Raw genomic sequence first — 20,282 nt, 5'->3', positions numbered from 1 at the left:
AATATCCATGGCAACTACATTCGAAAACAACACATTCACTGACGTGATGCTCGGTCGTAAATCGATCCGCGTCTACGACGAGAACGTTAAAATCTCACAACTTGAAATGCTTCAAATGATCGAGGAAGCGACAACGGCCCCTTCTTCAGTCAATATGCAACCGTGGCGCTTCGTCGTCGTCGAGAGCCCTGAGGCGAAAGAAACGCTCAAGCCGCTCATCCGCTTCAACGTCCGTCAAAACGACACGTCGGCTGCGATGGTCCTCATCTTCGGCGACATGGAATGCTACGAGCTCGGTGAAGAGATTTATGACCAAGCTGTCGCAGAAGGCAAAATGCCACAAGAAGTACGCGACCAACAGCTCGGCGCCATCCTTCCGTACTACAAGAACTTGTCGACACAAGAGATGAACGACATCGTCAAAATCGACTCGAGTCTCGCAGCGATGCAATTTATGCTCGTCGCTCGTGCTCACGGTTACGACACGAACCCAATCGGTGGTTTCGAGAAAGACCAACTCGCGGAAGCGTTCGGTTTAGATAAAGATCGTTACGTGCCGGTCATGATTCTCTCGGTCGGTAAAGCTGCAGAAGAAGGCTACCAATCGGTACGTCTCGACGCTGAAAAAATCACATCATTCAAATAATCGGAGGACACCCACATGATCTTAATCAATGCTATTTTCGACGTGAAAGAAACGGAATTTGACAACTTCTTGGCAGACATCAACAAGCTCATCGACTCGTCGAAACAAGAAGCCGGTTGCTTGAGCTATGAACTGTTCCAATCGACGACTTCAGAGAACCGCTTCGTCATGATCGAGAACTGGGCCGATCAAGCGGCCGTCGAACAACACAACCAAAACCCGGACCTCATCGCGTTCGCCCAAAACGTAGGCAATTACGTGACGGCGAAGCCGGTGCTCCATGTGACGGAAGTCGCGACGGCCAACTAACATGTCCGGACTCACCCTCGTCCTCGGAACGCTCGTCGCACTCGAGTTCTTCTACATCCTGTATTTAGAGACGTTCGCCACTCGTTCAAAAACAACGGCCCGTGTCTTCAACATGACGGAACAAGAGCTCGCGCGTGATTCCGTGTCGGTGCTGTTCAAGAATCAAGGTGTCTATAACGGATTGATCGGCGTCGGCTTGCTGTACGGGTTGTTCGTCAGCCAGTCAATCGAGATTGTCACGATGCTCCTCATCTATATCGTGCTCGTCGCGCTGTACGGCAGTATGACGAGCAATAAAAAAATCATCCTCACGCAAGGCGGATTGGCGATTTTGACGCTATTGTCCATGTTGTGGTGAGCCTGAAGCGGTCGACTTCGTGTCGGCCGTTTTTTTGTCTCATCGATTCATCGGTTCGATGTTTCGGCACACAAAAAACCGCTTCTACGCATTTGTAGAAGCGGCTGTTTGTTATACGCCGAGAATCGCGAACGAGACTCCGACGACACCGATGAGCGCCATGGCGTAAACCGGTACGCGTGGCATTTCACCGTTATTATCGAGCGCCTTTCCGAACATGTAGAACACGATTGGGTGGACGAGGAACGGCATTGAGAAGATAAGCGGGATGAGAAGCGATGCTTCTGTCCCGAACATGCCGCCTTGGACGGCTGCGAAGAGACCAAAGTGCGAGATGGCTGACGATTGAGCCATCGTCGTGTAGTCGAACGCGATCGTGCTGAAGCTGAGGATGACAAGTCCACCGAAGACCGCCATCATCTGCCAACCGAACGAGAACTGCATGAGCGCCTTCACTTCTTTGAAGTCTTCTCCGTTGGCACCGCGCAAGTTTTTGAGCGAGAGCGCCGTCAATGTGAGACCGACCAAGACGATGATTGCCGTCGGCCAAATCCAGAGCGCCCCGTTGTCGGCACTGACTGCCAAAATCGAGAACACGAAGATGTGACCGAAGAACGGGATGTTAATCATGATTGGGGCACGTTTTGCTGCCACTTGACCGAAGTCACCAGCCGTACATGCACCTGTGAGACCACTGTGCGAGAGCGAGCCGGCCATACCTGGTGCGAGGTTGCGGATATGTCCTGTGCGGGCGAACCACATGAGGAGCGCAATCCCACCGAACATCCAGAACAATTGACCGAAGAAACCGTAAACGAGAATCGAGTTCATGCCTTCGATGGCGAACGCATCACCGATTCGTGAACCACCGACCATGAAGTTGGCGGCCAAGACGACCGGGATCCCGGCGAACAGAAGCGCACGGACGGTCGGTCCATACGTCCAATTGTGGAAGATGGCACCGAGTGCTGACGAGAGCAACATGGCGAAGAAAATCTGTGGCAATGCGATGATTGGTTGTACCGCCATGGCGATGCCGTACGAGACGAACAAGATGACGAGCATCAAGACTGTCTCGATGACACCTTTACGCATGTATACCTTCTTGTCGTCGATTTGCGCCTTGTGGTCGATCAAGAGGAAAGATGCCGCGAGACCGATTAACGCGAGGATCGGGTAGTAGAGCATGATGCCCTCTGCCGCGCCCGGTTGAATCATCATACGGAAGAACCCTTCGAGACCGACGAGCAAGAAGAACGAACGGACGATGAAGATGAACTGTGTCCGCCCTGTCCCGAGGAACATCTCTTCTTTAGACGGCACGACGATATCCTTCACGTCGAGCTCTTGCTTGCTCAAAATCTTACGAAGTTCTTGTCCACCGACGAAGAACGATACGACGAGCGCGATGATCGTCGTCCGTGACATGAAGTCGACGAGCGGGAATTCAGGAAGACCCGGTGTCGCGATGCCCATCTCGACCATGGCGAAACCAAGTCCGAGACCGAAGATGACGATGACGAGGATTGGTGAGAACCGTGAGCCGGCCACGACCATCCGCGATAAAATGACCATCGGGATGACGAAGGCCATGAGCAACCAGAATTGGTTGAGTAATTGTACTTGCGATAATTGCTGAACGATTTCCATGGATAAACCCCTTATACATTTTTTTCACACTGTCTCGAAGTGTAACGTATTGTCGACTTTGTGACAAGGGGGTGTGACGGATTGTAAATATTGAAAGCGGAACCAACTGAAATGGTTCCGCTTTCGGTTACTTATTCGGTTGGCGAAGGCCCCAGATGCCCTTATTTCCCGTGGAATAAAACAAGTCTTCTTTACCCGCGAAGCTGGCCGAATCACTCGAATGGGCCCGAATCTGTTTGTTAACGTGAGCCTTCCAATCTTTATACCGATCGAGTTCAAGTTGATAGTATGACCGCTCGATGTATTCGTTAATTTCTTTCAATGACGCCGTCCCACCGTGATGCTGGAGGGCGAATTGGATTTTGCGAAGTAGTGCGCGTTTCAAGTTATCCCTCACCTTTCACTAAATACTTCTAGGTACTCTTCGAACTTTTGTTCCACAGCATTAATGATTCTGTTATGAGCAGATTCACCATTTATACGATACTCTTCCTTCACATAAAACATGTCATCAATTAATTCAAAGGGTGGAGAAATGTTGCTTACTCTAGTTGAAGTGGTCGATAGATACTTTAATGGCAGTGTTCTTAAATGCCGTTCCATTTTTGCTTGTGAAAAGTTCGTTGTAAAGTCCGCACTTATATTTTTAAGAGTATAAGAACGGAGTTGCTCGTTCACTAAATCATAATAAGGTTTTGCGAGTTCAGTTATTGAAATTGGCGTATGCCAATCATGAGGACCTCGCTCTAACATAATCTTCAGTACGTTCATTTTGTAAGGTCCCTGTCTATCGAACTCATCTATGTACTGAATGAACCGCTTAAGTCGATCTTCCATAATTATACCACCCTCAATCTGAAGCTTTCCGACTGAAGTAATGATGCAGTCGGACTTCAACAATTTGACTGACCCATTCGTAAACTAAAGGATGAGCATACGCTTCATTATGCTCGATATGTAATGACTCCTCTGATACGAAGAACGGTCCTTTAGCTATTTTATCAAATGGCATCCGCAACAGTAACTTTTCAATCTTTTGCTGATGGAACGGTGATTGGAAGTCTTTCGTCTGTCCGTCAATCTGCTGACGATATGGGAATTCATTGATGAACTCATAGAATGGACGAGCCGCCTCGCTCGCTGAAAGTGGTTGAAGCCACCCATCGATTCCACGACTTAGCATAATGGATAACACAATCATCTTATAGCTCTTCGTCATGTCTGTGTATTCTACTTCAAGCAACAGCGACTTCGCCTCTTCAAACAGGTGACTCTCTTCCTCATCCAGCTCCCCCATCCGATTGAGGAACCCGTAATACCCTCCATCTTTCTTCCATTCCGAGCGATAGGCATCCATCGAGTATTCGCCTCGTTGAATCAACTCTAGATAACTCGGCCGTCTTCCGAGTTCTTCTTTCACCATGAAGTAGTTCCGCTCCAACTGTTGTCGCCGTGTCGAAGAACGGGTGACCATTCGCTTCAATAAATTGATGGCATGTAAATCAAATTCGATGGTACATTCGCCTGGTAAATCCACATCTGTAGGAAGTGCTTTGACAATCGGCTGCCGCTTCGTCGTCAACAGCGCCAACTTTTTATCGATGTTCTTATAGTTCCCAATCAAATCGATGATGGTGCAGTGCGTCTTCCCACTCAATAGACGTAATCCACGACCAATCTGTTGCGTGAAGACAGTCAACGATTCGGTCGGGCGGCAGAACAATAGCGTATCAATTCCCGGGATATCAACACCTTCATTGAACAAGTTGACCGCGAAGATGATATCGAGATGTCCTTGCTTCAATTGACGCATCACATCAGCACGATTATATTTTGCCTGACTATGTAAAGCTACGGCTTGAACACCTTGCAGGCGGAAATAGTCGGCCAAATACTCAGCCTGAGTGACCGACGAACAGAAGCCAAGAGCTCTGGTCTGATGATGCATCCGCCAGGCATCAAAGATTTTTTGAGCGACACTTTCCTTCAACTGCTCCGCCAACAGTTCGTCCTGATCATAGCGACGACCGTTAATCAGTCGAATCTGCGAATAGTCAATCTCATCATAAATCCCAACGTAATGGAATGGTGTCAAATACGACTCTTCAATCGCTTCGGTAAAGTGCATCTGATACGCGACATTGTCATCACATAAAGCATAGACGTCTCCTCCGTCCAACCGATCCGGCGTTGCCGTTAATCCGAGCAAGAATTTCGGCTCGAAGTAGTCAAGGACACGCCGATAGGATGGTGCCGCCGAATGATGGAACTCGTCGACGACAATCAAATCAAACTGATCTGGTGTGAACTGTTGCATCCGATGTTTCGATGCCAACGTTTGAATCGAGGCGAATAAGACATCTGCCGATTCCTCATCTCTCGAGTCACCACCAAGCAATAATCCCGTCTTCCATTCGCTTGCGACTTTCTTATACGATGCCTCAGCTTGAAGCAAAATCTCTTTTTGATGGGCAATGAAGAGCACTCGTTTGAACTGGCGCGCGAAGAAGGCGCTCAAGTACGTCTTTCCTAGTCCTGTAGCGAGCACGAGCATCGCTTTGCGTCTGCCCTCGTCCATCGTCTCGCGTAACGCCTTTAAAGCAGCGTCTTGCACAGTGTTCGGTGTGATTGTATCGTCCTCGATATAGACCGGGGCCGGCGCTGCAATTTGCTCAGCTTCTTTCATCCGATCTTGCCGGGCCGTATACTCTTCTCTATAAGGTTGTAATGAGACGGCGTTCATGATTTGGGCATAGTCGCTATAAAAGAGCTCATGAAACGCATCGACCGACTGTTCAAACACGTCCTCCGAGATGCTCGCCGGTATCTCAACGTTCCATTCGACACCTCGATTCAAGGCGCTATGCGACAGATTGGACGAGCCGACAAAGAACGTCCCTCCATCTTGTGTGCGGAACAAATACGCTTTCGGGTGGAATGACTGACCTTTCGATCGATAGAGCCGTAGCTCCACGCCTTGAATGTTCATTAACATTTCAAGCGCGTCCGGGTTCGTCAAATAGAGGTAGTCCCCAATCAGAATGCGGACTTGGGCACCGCGATGGACTGCTTGCTTAAGTGAAGCGACGAGTTCTTGAACACCCGATACTTGCGCAAACGCGACGACCATATAAATTTCAGTCGCCGCGTCGATTTGGTGTTGTAATGGAATTCGTAAATGACTGGTGTGAAGACGTAACTCACTCATGATCAAGGACCTCTTCCAAGAAAAGGCCTTTTTCAAAACCGCCCCGCTTCTCTCGTTTCTCCTCACGGATGCGATTTAATTCTTCAAAGTTCGCACCATGCATCTTTCCAAGCGTATAGACGAGCTCCAGAATATCAGCAAGTTCTTCGAGTGATTCTTCATCGATATTCGTCTCTTCATACTCTTTGATTTCTTCATAGAGTTTCAAGCGAGCCTGTTCGAAATGTTCAGCTTGATTGAGATGTTTGACGACAGGAATCTGTCCTGCTTCATGAATGATTTCAGGGATGCGGTCCCGGATTAGTTTATTGTATTGAATCATTGAACTCTCTCCTCTCATATTCGTATATGTATTAGCTATACAATATACAGAATGATTAGTACTGGGGAGTCAAATAAACCCTTTGCTTCTTAATTCATCAATTTTTTCCAAGTCTTCTGCTGTTGGCATCGGTTTTGAGTCATCCTGAATTGAAAATTGTAATTGATTTAATCCCCACTCGTTAAAAATAATCAATAGTTCGTCAGAAATACGAATGTCTCTCTCTCGAATTTCATCTAAACCCCAATCGCTATGTTGATTTGATAAATTTATCAATGCAATCACTTTAGATTTTTTATAACTTTCTTGTTTCTTTTTAAAATAACCATTGCTAGCAACGATATTCAATTTTTTTTCAAATGGTATTTTATTTCCGATATGTTCTACTATCTTTCTAACTTCTTCCTCGGAACTAGAAGGGAAATAGCTCGATTGCCACTTCTGCGGAAGTATATGTTCAATTTCCCATCTATCAGGCAACAGTTCTTGCTGCTTTTCATACGCTAGAATTTTCAATAACATTCGAACAGTATTTCGATGAGCAACTTTTACTTTGTCTTTAAATTCTTTTTCATCTACATTAGGGAAATCAAACTTAGGAGTAGGTGAATTAACAACTTCAGCATTTAAATTGAGTATCCCTCTCTTTACAGCATTTATCGTAGGAGTTACAACGTACCTCGCTGCAAGAGTTGCCAATAATTTTTTTAGAAATTGTAAAAACATCTCATCAAATTTTTGGGATTCCTTATACTTTAGATAATAAATAACAACAGGGTATTTCCAAAATTCATTAGGGTAAGAGGTTAGACTATCTAATACCTGTTTTATCTTAACATTTTTTGACCAATCTTCTTCAATCTCAACATTATTATTAATGACTATCCACAAGTTCAGTATTGATGTTAGATTTTTTATAACATCATCTTTGTATAGTTGCTCAAAGTTATTTCTTGAATAATACTTTCTAACACCAGGGGTAGTCGTATTTCTGTCATTTTCTAATGCTCTTAAATAAAACATATAATAATAAAATAGCTTTTGAATACTCTCGTTTGCGTCTTGGGCATCCTCGTCCAGTTGTTGCCATTGTTCAATAAAATCTGCTTTCTCCATCAAGTCTAATCGATTATAAATTTTTGCTTTAAAAATATCTGCATCCGATAATGCTAGGCCTCGATCATTTAAAGTCGAGAAAATAGTAAGGGCAGTGTCTTGCGAATCTGCGGTAATCGGCAACAAGATTGCTTTATTTAATAAATTACGAGTAAACCAAAAGAATAACTCTGGTTCGCTCGTTGCAAACTTCTCAATCAACTCTTGAAAAAGTTTATAGTTCAACGAATAATTATCTTTTGCCCCTATTTCGTACATACCTTGCTTTAAAATATTTGAGAACGTTACATTCCCTTTGTCTCTCATCACTCTAGATTCAATGAGCGTTTTATCAAAATCAACTTCCGCAGTCAGTTCATCTTGCTGCCATAACGCAGATTCAATCTGTCTTTTAAAATTTCGCACTTCTTTTGTTTCTGTCATCGAATCTAATTTTGTATATATTGCCCGCAATAATAGAAATAAAGAAGTAAGTCTTTGCTGTCCATCGATAATTTCTTGTTCCCTATTCTCATTTTCATAAGAAACGATTGTACCAAGAAAATAAGTGCTTTCGCTATTATTTCCCGTATACTCTACTAAGTCGTCGAATAGTGTCTGAATTTGTTCGTCTGTCCATGCATATGGTCGCTGATATTCAGGAATAACAAATTTATGCTCTTTTCCAGTCTCTAAAAGTTGCTTTACACTTTGCTTATTTACTTCAATCGCTGTCGCCATTATACAATCATCCTCTACAAAACTTTTAGTAACGTAAAAATTAATTTTAAATAAGTAAGGTATTATACCAATGAAAGTATATCAAATAATTGGATATACTTTATATAATTTTGAATCCAAATAAAATGAACATATTTTAAAATTTTCATTTAGTTATTTGTTAATTGAATTGAGTTTCACTCTCAACTTTCTTTGTAGCTAATGGTTTTTGAAAATTGAAACCTACTCCACAATCTCAAACGCCTTCACATACACGACATGGTCGTGGAAGATGATCCACTCATCCTCGAACTGGACGAACCCGTCCGTCGCATGACGGAACGACTGATAAATCGATTCGAGCGCCGCATAACGACTCTCCGCTTCCACCACTTGCGTCAACACCTCATCATTGATCATATGGAACTCAATCTCGAACTGTTTCATTGTTTCCACTCCCTTTCATTCAATTCCGAACTCTATTAACCCTTTTCCCCATTCCAGCCCATACTCCTCTCGAAACCAAGACGAAAATTTTCTCAGCTTTCAACAGGAAAGTTTTTCCTTTACACTATGATAAATAGTCAGAAAATTACGTTTTCTTACATATTTAATAATGACTATTTCATTCCACCAAGAGAGGAAGCTTCCAATGGACTACGCCTTTGAATGCAAACACTTGACGAAACGCTTTGATAACGGCGACGTCGCGACGCTCGCGCTCGACGATGTGAACCTCCACTTCGCCCATGGCGACTTCATCTCGATTATTGGTCCATCCGGTTCAGGGAAATCGACGTTGCTTAGCTTGATCGGCACACTCGACCGTCCAACCGACGGCACGCTCCTATTCAACGGCGAACCGATTTCGACCTTGTCCGCAAAACAGCTCGCCGACTTCCGCTTCGACAACATCGGTTTCATCTTCCAACAGTTCCACCTGATCCCGACGTTGACCGCGCTCGAGAACGTCATGGCCCCGCTGTTCGGGCGGAAAGTCGACTACGACGGCGAACAACGGGCGCTCGAACTGTTGAACGAAGTCGGCTTGAGCGACAAGGCGAACTCGCTGCCGTCCCAGCTGTCCGGCGGTCAGCAACAGCGAGTCGCCGTCGCCCGCGCCCTCATCCACCGTCCAAAGTGGCTACTCGCGGATGAGCCGACCGGAAACCTCGACACCCATACGGGCGATATCATCTTCGACTTGTTGACGCGTCTGAACCGGGACAACGGCTGCGGTGTCTTGTTCGTCACGCACGACCCGGAGCTCGCGGACCGGGCGAACCGAAAAATCGAGATGCGCGACGGGCAGGTCGTCGCCATGAGCGACGTCCATCATGCTTAAGTTCATCTGGAACTCATGGTGGCGGAATAAGGAACGGTTCATCCTGCTCATGGTCGGGATACTTATCGTCAGTACCGGGCTCAGCTATCTACTCGGAGTGACCCAGGCGAACAACGGCACGGTCGTCAACGAGCTGCAAAAACGGTGGGATTCGTCATACCATATCGTCGTCCGGCCAGAAGGCAGCCGCAGCGTGACCGAGGACTTGAACCTGCTCGAGCCGAACTATATGAGCGGGCTCGAAGGCGGCATCACGCGCGAACAGTACGAGACGGTTCAACAGATTGCCGACGTCGATGTCGCGGCCCCGATCGCGATGATTGGGTCGACTTATTCTAGTTCGTTCACGCAAACGCATGCGTTTGATAAAGCGGGTCTTTATCGACTCAAGATGAATACACTCATCGATACGGGCATTGAAAAAATCAATGACTTCCAAGATTTGAAAGCTTATTTTTGGGTCGGCTGGATGCCGAACGGTGATTCGACCCACATCGGAATCGGTCCGACCGCCCTATACGAAGAGTCTCCCCTCTCTTACGGGAGCGATGTCATGTTGGCTGGGATCGACCCGGTCGCCGAAGCGAAACTCGTCGGCTTAGACGATGCCGTACAAGCAACAGAGTTCAGTCGTTATTTCAACGAAGAGGATCTCCCAGAGCCTTACGATGAAGACATCACGACCATTCCGATTTTGATGAGTTCAAAAGACTACGTCGATGCCTCAATCAACTACACGATTGAAGAAGTGGATGTCGATACAACTGATCAAGAGGCGTTCATCAAAACGTATCTCGATCAAGGAAAAGATGAATACCTCGATAGCTTGAAAGGGACGGAAGTCGCCTCATACGACTTTACAGCGCAACAAATGCACGACAATATCACGAAACACATTTTAGAAGGGACACCACAGCCGCAAGACCCTCGTGTCACGGTTGACTATACTTGGCTTGCCGAGAAGGCTTCACCTCTCGTATATGAAGGCGTGACGAGCCCATTCCCGAAACGTTGGCCGTACTCGTATCAAATCAAACCGTTCCTCGCTGAGGGGCAAGTGGCTTACGGCCAAGAAAGTATGTATCGCAAGTCAAATAAATACGCGGAAGACCTCAACGATGCGCCGAAGGTGAAATATAACTACATCGGCTTGTTCGATCCGTCGAAACTGAAGTTGTCGAAAGACCCGCTGACGGAACTGCCGATGGAGACGTATTTCCCGGCGAGTGCCGATTGGGTCATGAACTCGAAAGACGAGCCGGTCAACCCACCGACGACGGTCAAGCCGACGAACAACCCGTACAGCTTCCTCACGAAACCACCTTCGATGTTGACGACACTCGATGCCGCGTTCGCCATCGCCGGCGACAAAGCCATCTCGGCGATTCGCGTCAACGTCAAAGGCGTGGACGTCTTAAACGAAGAGAGTGAGGCGAAACTGCAAGCCGTGGCCAAAGAGATTGAGGATCAGACCGGTCTCATCACGGACGTCACACTCGGCTCGTCTCCACAATATGCCGTCACGTATCTCCCTGGACTCAAAGAAGAGAGCGCCCTCGGATGGATACAACAGCCTTGGATCAAACTCGGGTCATCGATCACGATTTTCCAAGAAGCGAAACTCGGCTTCTCCGGCGTCGTCGCGAGCGTCATCCTCGTCGCGATGCTATACGTGTTCAGCTCAAACATCATCATGCTGTACGCACGGAAGAAAGAGTTCGCCATTCTGTTATCGCTCGGTTGGAGACCGAGCCAACTGTCGAAACTCTTGTTCCTAGAGGCGACGATTCTCGGTTCGATGGTCGCGCTCATCTCGTGGATGATTCTTGGGACGTTCCTATGGACGGCAGCCGGCTCGACGTCGATTGCCCGCATCCTGTTGATCGGCTTGGCCGGTCTGTTGATTTATTGGCTCGGGACGCTCATCCCGATTCGACTCGTTCGACGCATCAAACCGTATGAGACGATGCAGTCTGGCGAAGTGTCGAAAGGACGTCGTCTGCTCCGCTCCCGCTCGAGCGTCGGCATGAGTTTGAACCAGCTCGTGACGTATTGGCCGCGGACGACGTTGTCGATTCTCGCCATCGCCTTACCGACGAGTCTATTCGGCTTCTTCCTGTTCGTCACATTCCGCCTCCAAGGCGTCTTGTATACGACATGGATCGGCGAGTTCGTCGCCCTTGAAGTCGGGACGATGCATTACGTCGCCATGGGTGTCGCCTTGCTCATCGCCATGCTGACGACGACCGAGATCATGTGGCAAAACGTTTCGGAGCGCAAGCCACAGCTCGCCGTCTTGAAATCGCTCGGCTGGCAGAACACGTCCATTCGTCGCCTCGTCTTGACGGAAGGCGCGTTGACCGGTTTCTTCGCCGGGCTGCTCGGCGTGACGGTCACCATCATCATCGTCACCATCATGTATCAGAAGTTCCCGACGTCCGAGTTACCGTTCCTGTTCGCGACCATCTTCATCCCGGTCGTGACCGGTGTGATGCGGACACGTCGTCAACCAGAAAAAAGTAGAAAAACGGTTCCGTCTCGTGCTCGGCACGACCGCGACCGCTCTCGTCGTCGGTATCATCAGCTTGTTCGTCTTCACGTCTCCAGAAGTCAAACCGGTCATGGATGAGGCGAAGTCGACACCACCCCCAACCGCACAGACAACGGGTGCGAAACAGGCTGATTTAAAGGCTGATAAACCGAAAGAAACCAAAGCTACCACACCAAAAGAAGATAATCTTCAAAAAATCATGAACCTCGGTACGTTCCAAACGTTTATCGGGGATCCACTAATGAAGAAACGTGAATTCCAAGTCGGGGAACCGGTCTACGCCTCACCGGATGGGACCGAACCGGAAGCTGGAAAACGATTCGTCAATCTGCCCCTCTCTCTCTTTCATGAGGATGATGGATATGGCGGCACTATGGACTATCGACCGAACGGGTTCCGCATGTACACGCCAGACGGGAAAAAATATAGTCCAATCGATATGGTCAACCACAATAAAAAAGCGTTCAAAAACGGTTTTCGTTATTTCGCAGGCGAAAAATCCGAAATCGATTTGGTCTTCCTCGTTCCAGAGAAAGAGAAAACGCTCGTCTTGTATGCTTCAAGTGGCGCCATGCCGAAAGTGTATACCGTTAAAATTGATGTGCCTTAACCTGAATCACTTCGTTAAATCTAAGCACAAAAAAGGAAGATTGAACCGACTCGCATCGGGACAATCTTCCTTTTCTTTCGTCTTATTCAGTCTGTTCAATATGGTTCGTGAACGAATTTGAACGTTCGTTTTCCGGAAGACTTGGCACGGTATAGCGCCTCGTCCGCTTGTTTCAACAGCGTGACCAACGTCGTACGCTCATCACGTATGTATGTGACGATGCCAATACTCGTCGAGACTTGGTAACCTTCATCCCACCTACTTAACTCATCGATAATCTGAGTCGCGATGTGGCCCCATTCGTCTCGACCCGCGGCCTGTGAAAAGTGGAGAACGAACTCATCTCCGCCTAACCGAACCGCGAACGCATCACCTTGTTCGTTCACAATCGTTTGAAGCCTTGCCGCCACTTCTTGCAGGACGGTGTCCCCGATGTCGTGACCGTATCGATCGTTCACGCTTTTGAACCCGTCCAAGTCGAGGAAAAAGAGCGCACCGTGCGCGTTCAAGTCGTCTTCAAAGTACTTCGTCAAGTAGCGTCGATTGTACAGCTCCGTCAACATATCTCGCCATACAAAACGTTCTAGTTCCAAATAATACGAGAACAGCTTGACGATTCGTTGGAGTAACGCGATGTTTCTCGGATCCAACAGACTCGCCTCATCATTGACGGCACACAACGTGCCGAACTTTTCACCGTTCGTCAGTGAGATTGGGATGCCTAAATATGAGCGGATGTTCACATCGTTGAGTAGCCGCTCCACTTCCTCCACATCACAGTCTCGCTTGACGTCTTCATATCGCAACGGTCGATTGTTCTCGAAATCGATGCGACCGCAAACAGAATTGCTCAAATCTACGACCATGTTCTCCGTAATCTGAATCGATGATTTTTGATTGGACAGTTTCAAGATGACCTGTTGTGAATCCGTGAACGCAGTCAAATAAAACATTTGCTCGGGCAAAATTTCATTTGCGAGGTCAAGGACATCATTCGCCAGCTCGTCAAAGCTCTCATACATCTTCAATTCTTCAAATTGTGTGTTCATACACCCTTCCACCCCATCCCATTTTATGTACAGCCTATGGATTGAAAGGCTGTGCCTCTTTTTTCATCTTCCTTCATTTTACCATGGGAGGATTGAAAATAGAGACAGGCGTATGGACGAACGTTCAATTTGATCACTCGCTCCTTCGCTTTCGTTCATGCCTCCTCTACGACCTCGATGACGACGCCCGTCTCTCCGACTTTCCCCAAGTCGAGCACGGTCGGATCGTCGTATGCCAAGACGTGAAACTCTTGTTCGAACGTCCGAATCACATAATGCGATAGTTCGCCTCGGTACGTGTTGACTCGCTCAGTACCCATGTTCTCTGCGGCGAATCGTGTGAAGCGAGACGTCTTCAGTTTCACGATTGGGTAAGCATTGCGTAGTCCTTCTTCATGTATACTATGGTCTTCGATTGTCCCGAGAAACACCGCATATTGCTCAAAACGAATCAGGATGCGGTCACGTTCCGCGTCCCACGTCAGCAACATCGTCGGGTCATTTGCCCCGAAAAACGTCCACTCAAGTGGATAATAGGTGACACCTTTCATCTGAAACGATTCCGTCTCGAGCACATAATCTTCCGTCGTCATCAAAAAATCTAAATCAATCGCCATTCATACTTCCTCCAATCGATTGTTCTAATAAGCACTTACTGCCTTCATTCTCTACCGATAGAGATGATTATAATTCAAATCAGATTTACTCATTGCCCAAAATTCAAACAGCAGGGGCATGCGTTTTTAGAAACTAATCAAAAACGGAGCGCCCATCTCGGACGCTCCGTGCTTCGAATCAATAAAAGATAAACCACAGTGCCGCTGCCACTAAAAACAGGCCAGCCCCAATGAAGAGAATCTTCGCTAGTCTCTCATATACCATGTCTTCACCTCACCAACGCTGCGCCGACGACGAGCGAGACCCCAATCGAGAGCAGGAACGCCATCAGTCCGACGGCGATGTTCCCTTTCCCGATCTCCTCGTTCACTTTGAGCGACGGCGTCAAAAATTCGAATAGCCAATACGTCACCAACAAGAGCACGAAGCCGAAGCTCCCCCCGACCAACACATCCATCGTCTGGTCGTGGTGGCTCTCGACGACGCGGAAGATGTTGGCGAGACCGACGATTTTCCCGCCGGTCGCGAGTGCGACGGCGATGTTTCCTTTTTGAATCTCGCGCCAATTGCTGTAGGGCGTCGTCACCTCGAAGATGGCGAGACCGACGACAATCATGAGTCCGGCGATAGAATACAGGCCGAGCGATTCAAGCAATACGTTGACGTTCACATTCCCCATTGCCATGTTCCCCTCACTTCAGTTCGACGACCGTGACACCGAGTCCGCCTTCACCCATCCCACCGGGGCGCTGACTCTTCACGTGACGATGTCCTTTAAGATACTCCTGCGTCGCTTGGCGCATCGCCCCGGTCCCAAGACCGTGGATGATGCGGACGTTGTCGTACCCCGACACGAGTGCCTCGTCGATATATTTGTCGAGGCGGGAAAGTCCTTCTTCGACCCGAACGCCGCGCAAGTCGAGCTCCGACTTCGTCGAGCTCTGACGCTTGAGCGAGCTGCCTTTCGACTGGAGCGACTGCTCTTTCGAAGGCCCGATTTTTTGAAGGTCGTCCGCTTTGACGTTCACTTTCATAATCCCGACTTGGACGTTGTACTCATTATCGTTCAATTGCTTCACGATATAGCCCTTTTGGTTGAACGTCGTCACTTTCACTTCTTCGCCTTTACTGAACGTACGTTTCTGTTGCGCTTTTTGTTTCACTTTTTGAATCTTTTTATCTTGGAGCGTCGGTTTCGCCGATTCAAGCTGTTTCTTCGCGGCGATGATCTCGTGCTCTTTGACGATTCCTTCCTCACGAAGCTTCTTCAAGCGGTCGATGACTTCGTTCGCTTGGCGCTTCGCTTGTTCGACGGCCTTTTCGGCACGAGCCTCGGCTTCGCCGTACATCGTGTCGCGCTCACGCTCGAAATCGGTCAGCTTCGCTTCGAACGCAGCCTGTTCAGTTTCGAGGTCGTGGCGTTTGACAATCAATTCTTTCTCGAGCTGCTCGGCGCGATGCTTGGCCGCCTCGAGCTCATTGATCATCGATTCGACCGACTCGGCGTCGGTGCCGACATGGCTTCGCGCCTTGTCGATGACCTGTTCAGATAAGCCGAGACGTCGACTAATCTCGAACGCGTTCGAACGCCCCGGTACGCCGATCAATAGGCGGTACGTCGGGCTGAGCGATTCGATATCGAACTCCATCGAGGCGTTCATGACGCCTTCCCGGTTATAGGCGTACGCCTTCAGTTCCGAGTAGTGCGTCGTCGCCGCCACACGGGCGCCGCGACGTTTCACTTCGTCAAGGATGGCGATGGCAAGGGCCGCCCCTTCTTGCGGGTCGGTCCCGGCACCGAGCTCATCGAATAGGACGAGTGACATGAAGTCGATCTTGTCGAGCATGCTGACGATGTTCGTCATGTGCGAGCTGAACGTCGACAAGCTCTGCTCGATTGACTGCTCATCACCGATGTCGGCATAGATGGCGTCAAAGACGGACAGCTCCGTCCCGAATTCGGCCGGTACATAGAGACCTGACTGCACCATCAGTTGGAGCAGTCCGAGCGTCTTGAGCGTGACCGTCTTCCCGCCTGTGTTCGGTCCCGTGATGACGAGCGATGTGAACGCCTCGCCGAGCTCGACCGTGATCGGCACGACCTCATCTTGCGGGATGAACGGATGACGCGCCTGTTTCAACTTGATTTCGCGTTCATCGTTCAGTTTCGGTTCCGTCGCTTTGAGCTGATGCCCGTAGGCGACTTTTGCGAACACAAAGTCGAGCGTGGCGAGCACGTCGAGGTTCGTCACGACCGAATCAGCGACACCGCCGACTAGGTCTGACAGTTCGCTCAAGATGCGGTCGATCTCGGCGCGCTCTTTCAAGCGGACTTCTTGAATCTCATTGTTGATCGAAACAATCGCCTGCGGCTCGATGAAGAGCGTCTGGCCTGATGCCGATTGGTCGTGGACAATCCCGCCGAACGCTTGGCGATACTCCATCTTGACCGGGACGACATAGCGGTCGTTCCGAATCGTGACGATGGCGTCCGACAGCATCTTCGCGTTGTTACGGAGGATGTTGTCAATCCGTGAACGAACGCTGCCTTCAAAGCTACGGAGCTGAGTCCGGAGGCCACGGAGACGGTCGCTCGCCGAATCTTGGACCGTGCCTTGGTCGTCGATGGCGTGACGGATCGTCTGTTCGACCTCGATCAGCTTCGTCAAGCGCTCGGCATACTCATCGAGGCGCGGGATACGGAGATCTTCATTGTCCTCGTGCAGCTTCTCGAAGAAGTTCTTCACTTGGCGCCCGCTGTACATGACGGCGGCGACGGCGAGCAGTTCGCTCGTCGAGAGGACCGAGCCGATGGCGGCACGCTTCACTTCACTGCGGACATCGGTCAGTCCGCCGAGCGGCAACCGGTCGCGGAGTCGGACGACCTCGGTCGCCTCGCGGGTGACGTTCAAGTTCGACAGTACCCGATCGTACGTATAGTCGGGCTGCATGTTGAGCGCCCGTTCTTTTCCGAGCGAGCTCGCGGCGTGGGCGGCGAGCTGCTGGCGGAGTTTTTCATATTCTAAAACGCGTAACGCGTGATCCATCTAGCATGTTCCTTTCTGTCGCTTCGCGTCGATGAACGCCTTGGCGTCCTCGAACGAGAGGCAGTTGATGATGTCTGACGGTTCGAGATAGGCTTTCCGGGCGTGCAGGACGCCGAGTGCCATATCTTCCATCATATCAGGGTGGTGCGTATCGGTGTTGATCATCAGTTTAACCCCGGCCGCCTTCGCTTTCTTCAGCGTCGAGGCAGTCAAATCGAGCCGGTTCGGGTTCGCGTTCAACTCGAGCGCCGTCCCCGTCTCTTTCGCGAGGGCGATCAAGCGCTCCTCGTCGATCGGATAACCGTCACGGCGCCCGATGAGGCGCCCGGTCGGATGGGCAATGACGTTGACGTACGGCGAGCGGCAGGCGTTCTCGAGCCGAGCCATAATCTCGTCGACGGATTGGTCCATCTTCGAGTGAATCGAGGCGACGACGTAGTCGAGCGTCGCCAAGAACTCAGGCTCATAGTCGAGCGTCCCGTCCGGGCGGATGTCCATCTCAACACCGCGCAGGACGTGCATGTCGTGTTTCTTGGCGGCAGCGAGAATCTCTTCCCCTTGCGCCTCGAGCCGTTCTTCGGTCAAGCCGTTGACGAACGACATGTATTTGCCGTGGTCGGTGATGGCAATCCACTCATAGCCGCGCGCTTTCATCGCCGCGACGAGCTCGTCGACCGTCAACTTCCCGTCCGACCAGACCGTGTGCATATGGGCGTCGGCCTTGATGTCGTCGAGCGTGACGAGCTTCGAGAGGTCGTGCTCGAACTCGAGGTTGCCTGCCCGGAGCTCCGGCGGGATGAACGGCAGTCCGTAACGTTCGAACAGCTCGGCTTCCGTCTCCGGTTGCCAGAGGCCGTCCGCCGTCTCGACGCCGTACTCAGAAATCGACTCACCTTTCGCTTTCGCGAGCTGGCGCATGCGCACGTTATGGTCTTTCGAGCCGGTGAAGTGATGGAGCGTCGCGGCGAAGGCGCCCGGTTCGACCATGCGGAAGTCGACCGACACCATCTCCTCGCGCTCGAGGACGAGCGACACTTTCGTCTCTCCGGCCGCGATCACCTCGTTGATGAACGGAAGGGCGAGCAACTTGTCACGGAGGGCGACAGGCTCTTCGGTCGCGATAATGAAGTCGAGGTCTTTACACGTCTCCTCGGCGCGGCGGAAACTGCCCCCGACTGAATGGCGTAAGACGAGCGGTTCAGCTTCGAGCACCGTTTCAATCTCTTCGACGACCGGGCGCATCATGGCGTATGCGAGACGCTCCGGGCGTGACTCGAGGTTCCGTGCCGCCGTGAGCAACTTCTCGACGCTCTTGGCACCGAAGCCCGGGAGGCTCGCAGCCGTACCGTCTTCTAATACGGTAATCAGTGTCTCGAGATCGACGACGCCGACTTCGCGGAGCTTGGCTAGCTTCTTGCCACCGAGCCCTTGGATTTTGAGCAGTTTCATGAGGCCGTATGGAATCTCTTCTTGGAGTGACTCGAGCGTTTCACTGCGGCCCGTGTCCCGCCACTCTTCGAGGACGGCGGCCGTCCCTTTGCCGATCCCGGAGATCGTCGTCAAATCCTCGATGTCCTCGAGTTCGAGTTCGGTGTTCTCGAGCGCCGTCGCGGCTTTACGGAAGGCATTGATTTTGAACGGGTTCTCCCCTTTAATCTCCATATATTGCGCGATTTTTTCTAGCAGCATCATCGCTTCGACTTTATTCATCGTGCTTCCCCCTTTTCCATACAGAAAAGGCCGAGACACAAGCACTAGCTTGCATTCCGGCCTGTCGTGTTACAACATCTTATTCGAGAACCATTCAGAGAGATATGGCGTGTCTTGAATGATGTACGTCGCGAGCGACGAGTTGTCGACGGCGCTCTGGACGCTTGCCATCGGTACGAACGCGATGACCCACAAAATGAAGAACGTGATCACGTACGCCTCGAAGAAGCCAAGGACCGCTCCGATGATTCCTTTCAATTGACGCAAGATCGGCAAGTCCGTCAAGAAATCGAGCATCGATAGGATGAGATGCAAGACGAGCTTCGTGATGACGAACAAGACGACGAACCAGAAGACGTTATAAAACGTCATCTCGAGTCCTGTCAGTGCGTTTAAATCGATGACACCTTCTGGAAGCGACCCGTCGAGTTGCGACGGGTATGGAATCCATAGCTTGAACGCTTCGGCGAGATCACGGTAGTACGCATTGGCGACGAGGAAGCTGATGATGAGCGCGACCCAATGGCCGAGCTGCAAAATCGCCCCGCGACGGAATCCGTTAATGATCCCGATGAACAAGAAAAACAGTATAAGTAGAGTAACCATAAAGTGATTTATTCTCCCGTATTTCGTTTAGTTTTGACGTGATCACTCGCGATTTGGATAGCGGCGAGCACTGCTGCCTGACGAGCGTCTAGATGAGGGGACTGTTCACGAATCTCACGGATCTTGCTATCGACCAGAAAGCCCACTTCCCTCACATGATCGGCCGGCTCTTCGCTGACGATCGTATAGTCCTGACCCGCGATATGAATCGTTGTTCGTTGTACCTGCACGCGTCACCCCTCCTTTACGTCTATTCAAAATTAATCATAACATCGTTTGTATATTAGGAAAAGAAGAAGGTCCCTCCCTTTTCCACTCCAACATTTTGTGATACCCTATTTCAAAGTTGTCAAACGTCAATCTTCGTTGAAAAATGAAAGATAGGGTGGCAACACGTCGCTAAATGTGCGAAAATAGCAACAATTCAAACATTAAGAG

General features: G+C 49.8%; 20 protein-coding genes. 6 read left to right on the top strand and 14 right to left on the bottom strand.

Annotated features, from left to right (window positions below; genetic code table 11):
* Positions 1 to 7: 7 nt before the first annotated feature.
* The 3 genes from KNP67_RS00915 to KNP67_RS00905 are packed head-to-tail and all read left to right on the top strand — an operon-like array spanning position 8 to position 1,313.
* A complete protein-coding gene (locus KNP67_RS00915; protein WP_058763170.1) occupies positions 8 to 646 on the top strand; it encodes a nitroreductase family protein in 639 nt (212 codons plus the stop codon).
* A 15-nt stretch (positions 647 to 661) separates the two neighbouring features.
* Positions 662 to 955: a putative quinol monooxygenase gene (locus KNP67_RS00910; RefSeq protein ID WP_021066808.1), complete on the top strand. Its 294-nt coding sequence runs from the start codon at positions 662 to 664 to the stop codon at positions 953 to 955.
* Position 956: 1 nt separating this feature from the next.
* Positions 957 to 1,313, top strand: coding sequence for a DUF1304 domain-containing protein (locus KNP67_RS00905; RefSeq protein WP_131471053.1), 357 nt, complete (start codon positions 957 to 959; stop codon positions 1,311 to 1,313).
* Positions 1,314 to 1,424: 111 nt separating this feature from the next.
* On the opposite strand, the gene KNP67_RS00900 is transcribed toward KNP67_RS00905, so the two are convergent.
* From KNP67_RS00900 to KNP67_RS00870, 7 genes are all read right to left on the bottom strand, one after another.
* The gene (locus KNP67_RS00900; protein ID WP_214755721.1) at positions 1,425 to 2,963 is read right to left on the bottom strand and encodes a hypothetical protein; all 1,539 of its coding nucleotides are present in this window, start codon (positions 2,961 to 2,963) and stop codon (positions 1,425 to 1,427) included.
* A 127-nt stretch (positions 2,964 to 3,090) separates the two neighbouring features.
* Positions 3,091 to 3,348: a hypothetical protein gene (locus tag KNP67_RS00895; protein ID WP_131471051.1), complete on the bottom strand. Its 258-nt coding sequence runs from the start codon at positions 3,346 to 3,348 to the stop codon at positions 3,091 to 3,093.
* A gap of 8 nt (positions 3,349 to 3,356) precedes the next feature.
* Positions 3,357 to 3,800 (bottom strand): hypothetical protein, encoded by a 444-nt coding sequence (locus tag KNP67_RS00890; RefSeq protein ID WP_131471050.1) that lies wholly within the window; start codon positions 3,798 to 3,800, stop codon positions 3,357 to 3,359.
* A 13-nt stretch (positions 3,801 to 3,813) separates the two neighbouring features.
* Entirely contained in the window at positions 3,814 to 6,171 is a 2,358-nt protein-coding gene (locus tag KNP67_RS00885) for a DEAD/DEAH box helicase family protein (RefSeq protein ID WP_214755720.1), read from the bottom strand.
* Positions 6,164 to 6,493 carry a nucleoside triphosphate pyrophosphohydrolase gene (locus tag KNP67_RS00880; protein ID WP_214755719.1) on the bottom strand — a complete coding sequence of 110 codons (330 nt, stop codon included), beginning with the start codon at positions 6,491 to 6,493 and terminating at the stop codon, positions 6,164 to 6,166. Before KNP67_RS00880 ends, KNP67_RS00885 begins: the two co-directional genes overlap by 8 nt.
* A 69-nt stretch (positions 6,494 to 6,562) precedes the next feature.
* Positions 6,563 to 8,329: a DUF262 domain-containing protein gene (locus KNP67_RS00875; RefSeq protein WP_214755718.1), complete on the bottom strand. Its 1,767-nt coding sequence runs from the start codon at positions 8,327 to 8,329 to the stop codon at positions 6,563 to 6,565.
* Between the two features lie 222 nt (positions 8,330 to 8,551).
* Positions 8,552 to 8,755 carry a hypothetical protein gene (locus KNP67_RS00870; protein WP_214755717.1) on the bottom strand — a complete coding sequence of 68 codons (204 nt, stop codon included), beginning with the start codon at positions 8,753 to 8,755 and terminating at the stop codon, positions 8,552 to 8,554.
* A gap of 205 nt (positions 8,756 to 8,960) precedes the next feature.
* Here KNP67_RS00870 and KNP67_RS00865 point away from each other — a divergent pair, with 205 nt between their 5' ends.
* From KNP67_RS00865 to KNP67_RS00855, 3 genes are read left to right on the top strand one after another with little or no spacing between them, the layout of a single operon-like run.
* On the top strand, positions 8,961 to 9,653 hold the full coding sequence (locus tag KNP67_RS00865; protein WP_214755716.1) for an ABC transporter ATP-binding protein: 693 nt from the start codon (positions 8,961 to 8,963) through the stop codon (positions 9,651 to 9,653).
* The gene (locus tag KNP67_RS00860) at positions 9,646 to 12,282 is read left to right on the top strand and encodes an FtsX-like permease family protein (protein WP_214755715.1); all 2,637 of its coding nucleotides are present in this window, start codon (positions 9,646 to 9,648) and stop codon (positions 12,280 to 12,282) included. Before KNP67_RS00865 ends, KNP67_RS00860 begins: the two co-directional genes overlap by 8 nt.
* Complete coding sequence (locus tag KNP67_RS00855) at positions 12,194 to 12,814, top strand: hypothetical protein (protein ID WP_131471039.1); 621 nt, start codon at positions 12,194 to 12,196, stop codon at positions 12,812 to 12,814. The genes KNP67_RS00860 and KNP67_RS00855 overlap by 89 nt, the downstream gene beginning before the upstream one ends.
* 95 nt (positions 12,815 to 12,909) lie before the next feature.
* Here the strand turns inward: KNP67_RS00855 and KNP67_RS00850 are convergent, their stop codons facing one another.
* The 7 genes from KNP67_RS00850 to zapA all read right to left on the bottom strand — a co-directional run bounded on the left by KNP67_RS00850 (position 12,910) and on the right by zapA (position 20,074).
* Positions 12,910 to 13,863 (bottom strand): sensor domain-containing diguanylate cyclase, encoded by a 954-nt coding sequence (locus tag KNP67_RS00850; RefSeq protein WP_131471038.1) that lies wholly within the window; start codon positions 13,861 to 13,863, stop codon positions 12,910 to 12,912.
* A gap of 155 nt (positions 13,864 to 14,018) precedes the next feature.
* Positions 14,019 to 14,480, bottom strand: coding sequence for a hypothetical protein (locus KNP67_RS00845; RefSeq protein WP_131471037.1), 462 nt, complete (start codon positions 14,478 to 14,480; stop codon positions 14,019 to 14,021).
* 269 nt (positions 14,481 to 14,749) lie between these two features.
* Positions 14,750 to 15,166 (bottom strand): DUF350 domain-containing protein, encoded by a 417-nt coding sequence (locus KNP67_RS00840; RefSeq protein WP_214755714.1) that lies wholly within the window; start codon positions 15,164 to 15,166, stop codon positions 14,750 to 14,752.
* Positions 15,167 to 15,173: 7 nt separating this feature from the next.
* Positions 15,174 to 17,528 (bottom strand): endonuclease MutS2, encoded by a 2,355-nt coding sequence (locus tag KNP67_RS00835; protein WP_131471036.1) that lies wholly within the window; start codon positions 17,526 to 17,528, stop codon positions 15,174 to 15,176.
* Positions 17,529 to 19,238 (bottom strand): DNA polymerase/3'-5' exonuclease PolX, encoded by a 1,710-nt coding sequence (gene polX, locus KNP67_RS00830; protein ID WP_131471035.1) that lies wholly within the window; start codon positions 19,236 to 19,238, stop codon positions 17,529 to 17,531.
* 69 nt (positions 19,239 to 19,307) lie between these two features.
* On the bottom strand, positions 19,308 to 19,844 hold the full coding sequence (locus tag KNP67_RS00825) for a CvpA family protein (protein WP_021066786.1): 537 nt from the start codon (positions 19,842 to 19,844) through the stop codon (positions 19,308 to 19,310).
* An 8-nt stretch (positions 19,845 to 19,852) separates the two neighbouring features.
* Positions 19,853 to 20,074 (bottom strand): cell division protein ZapA, encoded by a 222-nt coding sequence (zapA, locus tag KNP67_RS15335; protein WP_021066785.1) that lies wholly within the window; start codon positions 20,072 to 20,074, stop codon positions 19,853 to 19,855.
* Positions 20,075 to 20,282: the final 208 nt, after the last annotated feature.

This window comes from Exiguobacterium sp. s157 (genome assembly GCF_018618205.1).
GTDB classification, from domain to species: Bacteria; Bacillota; Bacilli; order Exiguobacteriales; family Exiguobacteriaceae; genus Exiguobacterium; species Exiguobacterium chiriqhucha.
This window is presented reverse-complemented; position numbering and strand designations above follow the sequence as displayed.

Bases quoted from the DNA above. Each gene is read 5' to 3' on its own strand.
- KNP67_RS00915 (WP_058763170.1), top strand. From the start codon at position 8: ATGGCAACTACATTCGAAAACAACACATTCACTGACGTGATGCTCGGT.
- KNP67_RS00910 (WP_021066808.1), top strand. From the start codon at position 662: ATGATCTTAATCAATGCTATTTTCGACGTGAAAGAAACGGAATTTGAC.
- KNP67_RS00905 (WP_131471053.1), top strand. From the start codon at position 957: ATGTCCGGACTCACCCTCGTCCTCGGAACGCTCGTCGCACTCGAGTTC.
- KNP67_RS00900 (WP_214755721.1), bottom strand. From the start codon at position 2,963: ATGGAAATCGTTCAGCAATTATCGCAAGTACAATTACTCAACCAATTC.
- KNP67_RS00890 (WP_131471050.1), bottom strand. From the start codon at position 3,800: ATGGAAGATCGACTTAAGCGGTTCATTCAGTACATAGATGAGTTCGAT.
- KNP67_RS00885 (WP_214755720.1), bottom strand. From the start codon at position 6,171: ATGAGTGAGTTACGTCTTCACACCAGTCATTTACGAATTCCATTACAA.
- KNP67_RS00880 (WP_214755719.1), bottom strand. From the start codon at position 6,493: ATGATTCAATACAATAAACTAATCCGGGACCGCATCCCTGAAATCATT.
- KNP67_RS00875 (WP_214755718.1), bottom strand. From the start codon at position 8,329: ATGGCGACAGCGATTGAAGTAAATAAGCAAAGTGTAAAGCAACTTTTA.
- KNP67_RS00870 (WP_214755717.1), bottom strand. From the start codon at position 8,755: ATGAAACAGTTCGAGATTGAGTTCCATATGATCAATGATGAGGTGTTG.
- KNP67_RS00865 (WP_214755716.1), top strand. From the start codon at position 8,961: ATGGACTACGCCTTTGAATGCAAACACTTGACGAAACGCTTTGATAAC.
- KNP67_RS00860 (WP_214755715.1), top strand. From the start codon at position 9,646: ATGCTTAAGTTCATCTGGAACTCATGGTGGCGGAATAAGGAACGGTTC.
- KNP67_RS00850 (WP_131471038.1), bottom strand. From the start codon at position 13,863: ATGAACACACAATTTGAAGAATTGAAGATGTATGAGAGCTTTGACGAG.
- KNP67_RS00845 (WP_131471037.1), bottom strand. From the start codon at position 14,480: ATGGCGATTGATTTAGATTTTTTGATGACGACGGAAGATTATGTGCTC.
- KNP67_RS00840 (WP_214755714.1), bottom strand. From the start codon at position 15,166: ATGGCAATGGGGAATGTGAACGTCAACGTATTGCTTGAATCGCTCGGC.
- KNP67_RS00835 (WP_131471036.1), bottom strand. From the start codon at position 17,528: ATGGATCACGCGTTACGCGTTTTAGAATATGAAAAACTCCGCCAGCAG.
- polX (WP_131471035.1), bottom strand. From the start codon at position 19,238: ATGAATAAAGTCGAAGCGATGATGCTGCTAGAAAAAATCGCGCAATAT.
- KNP67_RS00825 (WP_021066786.1), bottom strand. From the start codon at position 19,844: ATGGTTACTCTACTTATACTGTTTTTCTTGTTCATCGGGATCATTAAC.